The sequence below is a fragment of the Corallococcus sp. CA054B genome, assembly GCF_003611625.1.
Lineage (GTDB): Bacteria > Myxococcota > Myxococcia > Myxococcales > Myxococcaceae > Corallococcus > Corallococcus coralloides.
In genome coordinates, this window is the sequence record NZ_RAVY01000051.1 from 1 (window position 1) to 12,033 (window position 12,033).

10 protein-coding genes are annotated in these 12,033 nt (G+C 71.4%); 7 read left to right on the forward strand and 3 right to left on the reverse strand.

Annotation, left to right across the window (positions count from 1 at the left end; all coding sequences use genetic code 11):
• The 6 genes from D7V80_RS15110 to D7V80_RS15135 all read left to right on the forward strand — a co-directional run.
• Nucleotides 1-540 (forward strand): ROK family protein (locus tag D7V80_RS15110; protein ID WP_147447111.1); only part of this gene is annotated, 540 nt, incomplete at its 5' end.
• Nucleotides 541-677: 137 nt separating this feature from the next.
• Nucleotides 678-2,168, forward strand: a complete 1,491-nt coding sequence (locus tag D7V80_RS15115) for an MraY family glycosyltransferase (protein ID WP_120588830.1) — start codon at nt 678-680, stop codon at nt 2,166-2,168.
• A 4-nt stretch (nt 2,169-2,172) separates the two neighbouring features.
• Nucleotides 2,173-3,249: a nucleotidyltransferase family protein gene (locus tag D7V80_RS15120; RefSeq protein ID WP_199738650.1), complete on the forward strand. Its 1,077-nt coding sequence runs from the start codon at nt 2,173-2,175 to the stop codon at nt 3,247-3,249.
• 39 nt (nt 3,250-3,288) lie between these two features.
• On the forward strand, nt 3,289-4,260 hold the full coding sequence (locus D7V80_RS15125; RefSeq protein ID WP_120576822.1) for a nucleotidyltransferase family protein: 972 nt from the start codon (nt 3,289-3,291) through the stop codon (nt 4,258-4,260).
• A gap of 105 nt (nt 4,261-4,365) precedes the next feature.
• Complete coding sequence (locus D7V80_RS15130) at nt 4,366-5,667, forward strand: UDP-glucose/GDP-mannose dehydrogenase family protein (protein WP_120588831.1); 1,302 nt, start codon at nt 4,366-4,368, stop codon at nt 5,665-5,667.
• Entirely contained in the window at nt 5,668-6,855 is a 1,188-nt protein-coding gene (locus tag D7V80_RS15135; protein WP_120588832.1) for an acyltransferase, read from the forward strand.
• Nucleotides 6,856-6,949: 94 nt separating this feature from the next.
• On the opposite strand, the gene D7V80_RS15140 is transcribed toward D7V80_RS15135, so the two are convergent.
• Nucleotides 6,950-7,225 (reverse strand): hypothetical protein, encoded by a 276-nt coding sequence (locus D7V80_RS15140; RefSeq protein ID WP_120588833.1) that lies wholly within the window; start codon nt 7,223-7,225, stop codon nt 6,950-6,952.
• Between the two features lie 186 nt (nt 7,226-7,411).
• Between D7V80_RS15140 and D7V80_RS15145 the strand changes: the two genes are divergently transcribed.
• Nucleotides 7,412-10,036: an O-antigen ligase family protein gene (locus tag D7V80_RS15145; protein ID WP_120588834.1), complete on the forward strand. Its 2,625-nt coding sequence runs from the start codon at nt 7,412-7,414 to the stop codon at nt 10,034-10,036.
• Between the two features lie 5 nt (nt 10,037-10,041).
• Here D7V80_RS15145 and D7V80_RS15150 read toward each other — a convergent pair whose 3' ends face one another.
• Together D7V80_RS15150 and astB are read right to left on the reverse strand one after the other, a co-directional pair.
• Nucleotides 10,042-10,575 carry an aminoacyl-tRNA deacylase gene (locus tag D7V80_RS15150; protein ID WP_120588835.1) on the reverse strand — a complete coding sequence of 178 codons (534 nt, stop codon included), beginning with the start codon at nt 10,573-10,575 and terminating at the stop codon, nt 10,042-10,044.
• 132 nt (nt 10,576-10,707) lie between these two features.
• A complete protein-coding gene (gene astB / locus D7V80_RS15155; RefSeq protein WP_120588836.1) occupies nt 10,708-12,030 on the reverse strand; it encodes an N-succinylarginine dihydrolase in 1,323 nt (440 codons plus the stop codon).
• Between the last annotated feature and the right edge of the window lie 3 nt (nt 12,031-12,033).

Consider the following 12,033-nt stretch of genomic DNA (forward strand, 5'->3'; position numbering starts at 1 on the left):
GGGGTGGGCGGGGGCCTGGTGCTCAACGGCGTGCCGTGGCGCGGGCAGGGCTCCGCTGGCGAGATTGGCCACATGGTGGTGAAGCCCAACGGCGCACGCTGTGGCTGCGGCCGGCGCGGCTGCCTGGAGGCCTACGCGGGGCGCGCGTGCATGGAGCGCAAGGCGCGCTCGGCGGCGAAGAAGGGGGAGAAGACCATCCTCTTCGACATCATGCGCGACAAGAAGCGCACGCGCCTGTCCAGCAGCGTCTGGGCGAGCGCGCTGAAGCAGAAGGACCCGCTGGCGACGCGGCTCATCGAGCGGGCCATCGACATGATGGGCGTGGCCATTGCCTCCGTCATCAACCTGCTGGACCTGGAGGCCGTCGTCATCGGAGGCGGGCTGGGGTCCCGGCTGGGCCCCATGTACATGGGCCACCTCCAGGACGCCATGCAACCGCACCTGTTCATCACGGAGCGCAAGCCCGCGATGCGCATCGCCGAGCTGGGGGACCTGTCCGGCGCCATTGGCGCGGCGCTGCTCGCGGGCCCGCAGATGTAGGGCCTGGAGGGCTCACCTGGCCCGACATCGCCGCCCGTCCCAGCAAGGAGGCAGGCGGGGCGTGACGCAACTGCGACGCCAGGACGTTGACGCGCTGCTCCGGTGGCCGTCACGATGCGGGTGGACGCTCCTCTCGCATGGTCACCTTCTTCATCGCCTTCCTCGTGTCGCTCCTCGTGGCGCTGGTGCTCACGTGGCGCGTGCGTGAGCGTGCGCTGGCGTGGGGCTGGTTGGACCAGGTGAACTCCAGCCGCAAGGTGCATGTGCGGCCCATTCCCCGGCTGGGCGGCATTGGCATCGTGGGCGGCTTCTTCGCGCCCTTGTGCGCGCTGTTCATCGTGGACTCGGGCGTGGGGGACCAGTTTGTCTCGCAGACGTCGCTCATCGTCGGCCTCTTCGTGGGCGGCGCCATCATCGCGGGGCTGGGCTTCTACGACGACCTCAAGGGCGCGGGCGCGAAGCTGAAGTTCTCCGTGCAGGTCGCGGTGGCGCTGGGCCTGTACGCGCTGGGCTTCCGCATCGAGGTGCTGGCCAACCCCTTCGGCGCGGAGCTGACGCTGGGGCTCCTGAGCCTGCCCCTGACCGTGGTGTGGGTGGTGGGCGTCATCAACGCGCTCAACCTCATTGACGGGTTGGACGGGCTGGCGGGCGGCGTCGCGTTCTTCGGCGTGGGCACCCACTTCCTGCTCGCGCTGATGCGCGGGGACGTGCTGCTGTGCCTGCTGATGGTGTCGCTCGCGGGCGCCATCCTCGGGTTCCTGGTGTTCAACTTCAACCCGGCCTCCATCTTCATGGGGGACACGGGCAGCATGTTCCTGGGCTTCGTGCTCGCGGCGGTGTCCATCAAGACGTCGACGAAGAGCGGCACCGCGGTGGCGCTGCTCGTGCCGGTGATGGCGCTGGGCCTGCCCATCATGGACACGCTGCTGGCCATGGTGCGCCGCTCGCTCCTGGGCAGACCCATGTTCAGCGCGGACAAGGAGCACATCCACCACCGGCTGATGAGCCGCCTGCTGTTGTCCCACCGCACCACCGTGCTGGTGCTCTACGCGCTGTGCACGCTGTTCATGGTCACCGCGCTGGCGCTCAACTTCGCCAACAGCTTGCAGAGCGCGCTGCTGCTCTGTGGCGTCGGCGTGGTCATCATGGTGCTGATGCGCAAGCTGGGCTACCTGGACGTGCGCCGCATGGACGCGGTCCAGCAGACGCGCCATCGCAACCTGGAGCTGCGCTCGCTGGTGCGCTCCGTCACCGCGGCGGTACGCGCGGCCGGTTCGTTCCAGGAGGTGTGGAACGCCGTCCGTCCGCTGTCCGCGGGGCTGAGCCTGTCCGCGCTGGAGCTGCGCCTGCGCCGCCCGCACGAGGACGTGAACGCGGGCGTCGTCTTCGAGTCCCAGCACCCGGACGCCGGCGCCGAGGCCGCGCTGGAGGTTCGCCTGGACGTGAAGGAAGAGGAGGCGGCCCTGCTCGGCGCGCTGCGCCTGGTCTGGCGGGATGGCCGGGCCGCCATCGACCGGGACGAGGAGCTGGCGCTGGAGGTGGTCGCGGACGTGGTGGCCGAACGCGTGGGGCAGCTGGTGGCGCTGGAAGCCGCGGAGCCCCAGCGCATCATCGCGCTCCGGCGGTGAGCCCATGAACGCCACCCCGGCCCTGCTGACCCTGCTCCATGCGTGGCCGGAGGTGCCGGATGCTCCCAGGCCTGCGAGCGAAGGCGACTGTGACGCGCTGGTGAAGGCCGCCGTGCGCCACGGCCTGGCGGGCTTCGTCGAGCACGCGCTCGCGAAGGCGGACTGGACGCTGACCCCGGACGCCGCCGCGCTGCTCACCCGCGAGGCCCGGCTGAGCGCGGCGCGGGGCATGCGCGTGCGGTCGCTCCTGTCGCGGAGCCTGACGGCGCTGACGGCGGTGGGCGTGACGCCGGTGCTGCTCAAGGGCTACGGGCTGGCGCTCAGGCTCTACCCGGAGCCGCTCCAGCGCGCGACGAACGACGTGGACCTGCTGGTGCCGCGCGCCCGGGTGCTGTGCGCCGTGCATGCGCTGGAGGGGATGGGGCTCACCACCCAGGCCGGCGACGTGGACCGGGACGACGCGCACCACATGGAGCTCACCGGCCCGGACGGGTTGGTGGAGCTGCACTACCGCGCGCTCACGGGTTACGGCCTGTCGCTGGAGGGCGACGCCTTGGTGGCGCGGGCGGTGGACGCGACGCTGGACGGCCACTCCGTGCGCTACCTGTGCCCGGAGGACGAGGCCGTGTACCTGTCCCTGCACGCGAGCAACCACCTGCTCCAGCGGCTGGCCTGGCTGTTCGACCTGAAGCTGCTGGCGCGGGCGCACCCCTGGCTCGACTGGGACCGGGTGGTGACGCGCGCGCGGCGCACGGAGCTGCCCCACCTGGTCTGGTACGCGTGGGATGCCGCGCAACGGCTGCTGGACGCACCCGTGCCCGCCTGGGTGCTCAAGGCGCTCTCACCGCCCCGGTGGCAGCGTGCCCTGGCGACGCGGCTGTTCTCCGGGCCCCGGCTGGTGGGCGCGGAGCTGGCGAAGAACAAGCCGGCATGGATCGCCGCGAAGCTGGCCCTGGCGCCCCGGGCCCGGCCCATGGTGCGGTACGCGCTGCGGCGGCTGCGCGGCATCCGGCCCCCGCCCGGGACGGGAGCGGAGCCAGGGGCGCCACGGCCCGTCCGCTCGCCTGCTGGAAGACGGTGATTGCGGCGGGCAGCCCCGGCCCATTAAAGGTGCCGCACCATGGCGCCCAGCCTCCTTGATACCTTCCGGGTCCTGTCCTCCTTCGAGCCCCCGCGCGGAAAGCTTCGGGGCGCGCCCTGGGAGGCGTACGTCGACTGGGCCATCGCGCAGGGCCTGGCGCCGCTCGCGGCGTACAACCTGGAGTACCGGATGGGCGGGGGCGAGGCGCCCGAGTGGGCCCGCGACCGGATGATGTCCATCTACACCGGCTCCGTGAACGACAACGTCATGAAGCTGGTCCACTTCAAGCGCATCGTGGATCAGCTGGAGGGCCGCAAGATCCTGCTGCTGGGCGGCGCGGCCTTCGCGGAGGCGCTCTATCCGCACGTGGGCTTCCGGCCCGTGCTGGACATCCAGGTGCTGGTGCGCCGCATGGACGTGGACGGCTTCGCCGGCTACCTGTCCAACCACGAGTTCGTCCCGGAAGAGGACACGACGAACAGCGGCGCGGCGCGCGTCGTGTCCGACGGCCGCACCCCCATCCACATCTACGCGGACGTGCTGGGCGCGAACCGACGTGAGCAGTTGGCCGGCATCTTCGAGCGCGCCCGACCCATGAAGGTCTACGGACAGTCCGTCTTCCGCCCGGAGCTGGAGGACGCGCTGCTCCTCACCGCGCTGGACCAGGCCCACCACGGGTATGACGTGCCGTGGCTGTCGTTCGTGGATTTGCGCGAGCTCATCACCGGCGCCACCTGGATGGGCGGCGTGTACTCGCGCCCGATGGATGTCCCGGCGCTGCTCGCGCGCGCGGAGGCGTTCGGCCTGGAGCGCGCCCTCTACACGTCGCTGGCCATCGTGGCGCGTCTGTTCCCGGAGGCGGAGGCACAGGCGACCGCCGCGTTCCCGCCGCTGCGCCGCGCGACCCGTGAGCTGCTGGACCGGGGCGTGGTGGGTCCGGTGAGCACCCCCGGACGTTCCTCCGCCCTGCGGGGTGTGGATCGACTGCGGCGCCTCCTCACGGGGCGATAAGGCTGTCTGGTCGCTCGGCGGTCCGTCGTGCCCGGGCTTTCTTTCAGTGCTCCGGTCGGCGTATGAGTTCATGACGCCACCTGTCGAAACCAGGACACTCAAAGAATGCGCATTGCCATTATCGGATCGGGTTACGTCGGACTCGTCGCGGGCACCTGCTTCGCGGACTCGGGCAACGACGTCGCGTGCGTGGACATCGACGAGCGGAAGATCCGCATGCTCCAGGATGGACAGGTCCCCATCTACGAGCCGGGTCTCGAGGAGCTCATCAAGAAGAACGTGAAGGAGAAGCGCCTCACGTTCACCACGAACCTGGCGGAGGGCGTGCAGAACGCCCAGGCCGTGTTCATTGCCGTGGGCACGCCGGAAGGTGAGAGCGGCGAGGCGGATCTCCAGTACGTGCTCGCGGCGGCGCAGGCGGTGGGCCGCGCGATGAAGCAGTACACGGTGGTGGTGGACAAGAGCACCGTGCCGGTGGGCACCGCGGACAAGGTTCGCGAGGCCATCGCCAAGGTGACGGACGTGGAGTTCGACGTCGTCTCCAACCCGGAGTTCCTGAAGGAAGGCGCCGCGCTGGACGACTTCTTCAAGCCGGACCGCGTCGTCATTGGCGCGGACACGGAGCGCGCGCGCAACATCATGGGGGAGCTGTACGCGCCGTTCGTGCGCACGGAGAACCCCATCCTGTTCATGGACACGCGCTCCGCGGAGCTGACGAAGTACGCGGCGAACGCGATGCTCGCGACGCGCATCTCGTTCATGAACGACGTGGCCGCGCTCTGCGAGAAGGTGGGCGCGGACGTGGACTTCGTGCGCAAGGGCCTGGGCGCGGACAAGCGCATCGGCTACCCGTTCCTCTTCCCCGGCGTGGGCTACGGCGGCTCCTGCTTCCCCAAGGACGTGAAGGCGCTCGTCACCACGGCGCGTGAGTACGGCCTGGAACTGGACCTGCTGCGCGCGGTGGAGCGCACCAACGAGCGGCAGAAGAAGCTGCTCGTGAACAAGGCCGTGAAGCACTACGGGTCGCTGGAGGGCAAGAAGTTCGGAGTCTGGGGCCTGGCGTTCAAGCCGAAGACGGACGACATGCGCGAGGCGCCGTCCATCGAGGTCATCGAGGGCCTCATCGGCAAGGGCGCGACGGTGATCGCGCACGACCCGGTGGCCGCGCACGCGGCGAAGCGCGTCTTCGGCGACCGCATCCGCTACGCGGAGCTGCCGTACGACGCGCTGGAGGGCGTGGACGGCCTGTTCGTGGTGACGGAGTGGAACGAGTTCCGCCACCCGGACTTCGCGCGCATGAAGTCGCTGATGAAGACGCCGGTGGTGTTCGACGGCCGCAACATCTTCCAGCCCGCGCGCATGCGTGAGCAGGGCTTCACCTACTTCGGCATCGGTCGCAACAAGTAGATGAAGCAGCAGTCCGGAGGCTCGCTGGATGCACTGACAGGGCTGCGCTTCCTGGCGGCCCTGCACGTTGTCTTGTTCCACTTCGGCACCCCCTGCCTGCAGGGCGTGGCGCCGGAGTGGATGGTGCAGGTGGTGGCCTCTGGCTATGCGTCCGTGGGGGTCTTCTTCCTCCTGTCCGGCTTCGTGCTCGCGTACAACTACGTGGACACGGCCGGCGGGATGCAGACCCCGCCCTGGGCCTTCTGGAGCGCGCGGGTGGCGCGCGTCTACCCGGTGTTCCTCCTGATGTTCCTGCTGTCGGCGGTGCCCACGGCGCAGGGCTCGCTGGCGGCGAACTCCGTGCCGGTGGCGGCGGCGAAGCTGACCACGGCGGGGCTCACCACGCTGATGCTGCTCCAGTCATGGGTGCCGAAGCTGGCGCTGTACTGGAACCCGCCGTCCTGGTCCGTGTCGGTGGAGGCGTTCTTCTACGCGGTGTTCCCGGCGCTGGCCGGGCGGCTGGAGCGCTTCCGGGGCGCGCGCATGACGGCGGCCCTGGTGGGGGTGTGGCTGTTGGGGCTGCTGCCGCCGGTGCTCTATCTGGTGCTGCGGCCGGACGGGCCGGGCACGCTGGACGCGGCGTCCGGCGGCATGTGGCTGGCGGTGGTGAAGTTGAACCCGCTGGCGCGCCTGCCGGAGTTCCTGCTGGGCGTGCTGCTGGGGCTCGTGTTCGTGCGGGAGCGGGCGGCGGCGACGGCCCGGCGCTCCGGCGCGGTGATGGCGTTGGCGGGCGCGGCGCTGCTGGTCGCGGGCTTCTCTCAGGGCGCGTGGATTCCGTATCCGCTGATGCACAACGCGCTGCTGGCGCCCGCGTCGGCGCTGCTGGTGTACGGGCTGGCGCGCGGCGGTGGTCCGCTGGGGCAGGTGCTGGCGCGGCCGTGGCTGGTGCACCTGGGCGGGGCCAGCTACGCGCTGTACCTGCTGCAGTACCCGGTCAGCGAGATGGTGCACTGGCTGGAGCGGTTCGTGGACCTGTCGTCGCCCACGCGCTTCCTGGCGGTGCTGCTGGTGTTGCTGGTGCCCGCGTCGGTGGCGGTGCACCGGTGGGGGGAGACGCCGTGGCGCACGCGGGTGCGGCGCGGGCTGCAGCCGTGGGTGGATGGCGCGTCCACGCAGCCGGCTCCGGCGCGAGTGGCCCCGGGCGCTTGAGCCTCGCGACAGCGCGCCTTCAGCGGGTGATGCTCAGCGGCTGAGGCTTGGCCCCTTCGGGGCCGGGAAGGTCGAACCTCGCGGCCTGGCGACTTCAGCGAGCGAGGCCGCAGGCCTTCTTGCCCTCTTCGGTCTCGATGGCGCGGCAGTCGCAGCCGTCGAGCTTCGCCTCGCAGACGGCCTCGTCCTCGGCGACGGGCTCCACGCGGCCCTCTTCGTCGGCGGCGCGCTGCTGGCAGGCCTGCTTCTCCACCGAGTTCAGGGCGCACTCGCAGAGCTTCTCGGACAACTCGCGGCATGCGCTCTTGCACGCGGTGAGGCCGGAGAGGGAGGCGCAGAGGACGGCGGCGGTGAGCAGGAAGCGACGCATGGGGTCGGGGGAAGATGCCAGATGGTTCCCCGGATGCAAGCGGTGTCCCGGGCGGGGCGTTCATTCGCGGGCCCAGGCCCTGGAAGAAGGCCGCGCCGGGGAGGAGGCATCCAGGCGTCACGCCCGCTGGCCAAGGGGACAAGCTCCGGAGACTCGCCATGAGCGTGACATACTCCCGCGCCGCGCATGGCTCCTGGCTCCCACCGCGTCTCCCGGTACACCGTCTACGCGGAAGTGGCGCTCGCGGCATTGGTGGTGCTGGGCCCGGTGGCGCTCGGTGGCGCGGCGCACTGGGTGTCCTGGCCGCTGGGCGTGCTGTCCGGAGCCGCGGCGGTGCTGGCCTTCGTAGGGGCCCGGCGCCAGGGAGAGACCCCGCGCGTGCCGCTCCTCGCCGCGCCGCTGGTGGGCGCCGTCGTGCTGTGCGCGTTGCAGCTCGTGCCACTGCCACCCGGACTGCTCGCCTGGGTGAGCCCGGAGGCCGCGGCGCTGCGCGAGGACGTGCTCGTTCCGCTGGGGCTCACGGGCTGGCGGCCGGTATCGCTGGAGCCTTCCGCCACCTGGCGTGAGCTGGCGAAGCACGTGGCCTATCTCCTCACGTTCGTCGCGGCGGTGCAGGTGTGTCGCGCTCGTGTGTCTCGGCAGCGGCTGCTCGCGGTGTTGGCGTTCACGGGCGCGGCGGTGGCGACGGTGGGGTTGGGACACGCGTTGTTCGGCGTGGAGACGCTGTTCGGACTGCGGGCGTACGTGCATGCGCGGCCTCCGCTGGTGACGCCGTTCGGAAATCCCAACCACCTGGCGGGCTTCCTGGGGCTGTGCGCGACGGTGGCGGTGGGGCTCGCCCTGTCGAAGCAGCCGCGTGCGCGCGCATGGCCCTTCGCGATGGCGGCGCTCGTCTCCGGCGCGGGCGTGCTGCTGTCGCTGTCTCGCGCGGGCATCGTGTTCTTCGTCTTCGGGCAGGTGCTGCTCGCCGCGTGGCTGATGAAGCAGCGTCGCGAGGCGCGCACTCCCGCTCGGCCCGCATGGGGACGGGGCGCGGCGGTGCTGCTGGGACTGCTGGCGACGCTGTCCGTGGGCGCGTACCTGGCGGCGGATCAGCTGTGGGCGGAGGCGCGCACCGTGGACGGGGTGGAGTCCCTGCGCCGCGGCAAGGTGGAGCCCTGGCCGATGATGGCCCGCGCGGCCCGCGCCTTCCCTGTGCTGGGCATGGGGCGCGGCGCGTTCGAGGCCGCCTTCCCGCGCTACCAGACCGAGCCCAACCCCAACACCTTCACGCACCCGGAGAACGCGGTGTTGCAGGTGGCGGCGGAGTGGGGTGTGCCGGGACTGCTGCTGCTCGGGCTGGCCATCTGGGCCTTCGTGAAGCGCGTGCGGCGCGAGGACCATGGGCCCGTGGAGCTGGCGGCGCTGTCCGGCGTGGCGGCGCTGGCGCTGCACAACCTCTTCGACTTCAGCCTGGAATTGCCCGCGTGCGCGGTGGCGGTCGCGGTGGTGCTGGGCGCGGTGGCCCGGCCCCGTGAAGCCGAGCGCATGGCCGCGCGCCGCACGAAGACAGGCACGCTGCCCGTCAGGCCCGCGCTGGCGATGGCGACAGGGCTCACGGTCGTGATGCTCATCGCGCTCGTGCCGGGGCGGCGGAGGATGGCGGACGCGGAGGCGCTGCTGGCGGAGCGCGTAGCGGCGAGGGCACCGGTCGCGGAGGTGCGAGCGCTGGGGCTCCAGCTCATCGACGTGCACCCGGCGGACTACCTGCTGTACCGGCTGATGGCGATGGCCTCCGCGTCGAATGGCGCCGAAGGCGCGAAGGACGCGCTGAGCTTCGTCAATCACACGCTGTACCTGCGGCCCCTGGATGCGCCCGCGCACCGCGTGGCCGCACGGGCCCTGCTGCACCTGGGCCGGCGCGAACAGGCCTTCCTGGAGTACCGGCTCGCGCACGAGACCGGGGACACGCGCGTGCTGATCAGCGAGGCGATGCCCCGGGCCCGCACGGTCGAGGAGCTGAAGACCCTCACGTCCGAAGCGCCAGGGCAGGGAGTGGAGCTGGCGGAGGCGCTGCTCGCCGGGCCCTCGCGTCGCGCGCTGGGACTCGAATGGCTCGTCTGGGCGCGTGAACACTTCGAAGGCCGGCCCGAAGCCACCGCGCTGTGGATGCAGGAAGCGCGCGGACGGCTGGCCCAGGGAGAGCTCCCCGCGGCGGAGGCGGCCTGCGCGGAGGTGGAGCGGCGCGCCCCGGATGCACTGGCCACGCACCTGCTGCGCGCGGAGGTATGGCGTGCGCAGGGAAAGCGCGCGGAGGCACTCCAGTCCCTGGAGGCGCTCGTGAAGCGCTTCCCACATGACGTGGAGCTGTCCTTCACGCTGGCCACGCGGCAGCAGGAGGATGGGCTCACGCGCAAGTCGAGGGACACGCTGGCCGCCGTGGTGCCGTACCTGGCCGACCTGCGGCAGCGCGCACGCCTGCTGTCGCTGGAGGCGGACAGCTTCGAAAAGGAAGGCCTGCTGGCCCGGGCGCTGGAGCAGCGCCGCTCGGTCGTGGGACTGCTGCCCGGTCCGGAGAGCCACTTCGCGGTGGCCCGGTTGCAGGAGCTGCTGTCGCGCTACGACGCGGCGGCGCGCTCGGTGCACGAGGGCCTGCGACTCATGCCGCTCAAGGATGCTCGGCGCGCGGAGGGTGAGGCCTGGGCGGCGCGGCTGGAGGACCGCGAGCGTGCGCTGCAGGACGCACACAAGAAGGCGCTGCTGGAGGATGCGAAGGGCCAGGAACCGGAGCCGCCGGGGTCACCAGCGGTCAGCGACGCTCCCCTGCCCTGAGGACCTCAGGCCGACGCGCCTGAGTCCTCCGAGGACGCTCCGTATGACGGCGCCTTCTCCTCTTCTTCACGCGAGAGCGGCTGGATGAAGGAGGCGACCAACGGCCACTCCAGGCGCGCGAAGTCCTGGAAGCGCATCTCCAATGCCTCCTCGTGCGAACCGGCGCGGAACAGCAGCCGCTCGTTGACGCTCAGGGATTCGTCCATCGCGACGGGCAGGCCGTACAGCTCGCCGAAGGGAGGCTCGGCGCCCGTCTCGCAGTCGGGGAAGTGGTCGGTGAACTCGGACTCGGCCGCGAGCCGCGTGGTGCGGACGCCCAGCGTGTGGCGGACCTGCCGCAGGTCCACGGTCGCCATGGCGGGCACGACGACGATCCACGGCTGCCGGTCGGCCAGCACGATGACGGACTTGGCCACGCGCCATGCGGGCACGTTGAGGGCATCCACGAGCTCCATCGCGGTCACGGCCCGGGCATGGGCATACCGCTCGAAGGGGACGCGATGGCGCCGCAGATAGCTTTGAATGGCACTCGGAATCATGGGGGACATCACCTCCTTCGCCTACAAGGTGTGTCCGGACGACGCGGGCGGCCATTGCCACCCGAACGGGACGGCCATGGGTGCCTGCCCTCGTCGGGTGCGCCGGAGGGCAGGCGGGCGGGCCGCCTCACGTCACTGCTGGAAGTCGTAGACGCTGCCCAGCTTGAGCAGGCGCGTCAGTTCGTCGAGCGCGGTCATCGTCTCGCGCGCGAGCTGCGGATCACGCACGTCCTCCGGCTTGAGCACGTCGCGGTAGTGCTTGCGCACCCACGCCGCGAGCCCTTCATGCAGGGCCGGCGAGTAGAAGACGTCCGCGGTGATGGCGGCGCGCTCCGCGTCCGTGAGCGAGATGCGCTGACGCAGGCACGCCGGGCCGCCGCCGTTGTTCATGGACTGCCGGACGTCCAGGTAGTGCACCGCCTTCACCGGGTTGTCCCCGGCGACGACGCGCTCCAGGAAGGCGCGGGCGGTGGGCGTCTCGCGGCTCTCGATGGGCGCGATGATGGCCATGCCGCCGTCCGGCAGCGACAGCACCTGCGAGTTGAACGGGTAGGCGCGCACCGCGTCCTTCACCGGCAGCTCGGCGTCCGTCGCGACCTCGAAGCGGAAGGCGTCGCCCAGCTTCTCGCGCAGCGTCTGGAGGAGCTTCGGGTGCTCCACGAAGGCCAGCGCGTGCAGCATGAGGAAGCGCTCGTTGCCCACCGCGAGCACGTCCGTGTGGAACGCGCCCGCGTCGATGCCGTCCGGATGCTGCTGCGGCAGCACCACCTGCTCCGGCGCCAGCTGGTGCAGCCGCGCCAGGGCCTGGCTGGACTCCAGCGTCTGTCGCGCGGGGAAGCGCTGCGGCCCCTTCACGTCCTGCCACGCGCTGCGCCCCCAGGCGAGCACGTGCACGGCCTTGTGCCCCGGCGTGAAGAGGCGCGTGTGGTTGGCCGCGCCCTCGTCCGCGAAGTGCGAAGCGCCCGGCAGCGGCGCGTGCACCTGGAAGTGCTTCGCGTCCGCGAAGATGGCGCGCAGCACCGCGTGCGTGGTGTCCGCCTCGATGGCGCGGTGGAACATCTGCGTGAGGTTCGCGGGCGTCAGGTGCACCCGGCCGTCCGCGGTGTCCGCCGACGGCGCCACGGTGGCCGCGTTCGCCGTCCACATGGCGGAGGCGCTGGAGGTGAGGCGCAAGAGGTGCTCCCCGTCGCGCGCGGCGCGGGTGATGACCTCCTCGTCGGTGCCGGTGAAGCCCAGGGCCCGCAGGGTGCGCAGGGAGGGGCGCGGCTGGGGCGGCAGCACCGCCTGGCCCACCCCCAGCTCCGACACGAAGCGCATCTTCTCCAGCCCCTGGAGCGCCGCCTCCCGGGGGTGGCTGGGCTGGCCGCCGTGGTGCTGTGACGCCAGGTTGCCCGGCGAGAGGCCGGCGTAATTATGGGTCGGGCCAATGAGGCCGTCGAAGTTGTATTCGCGCATGGG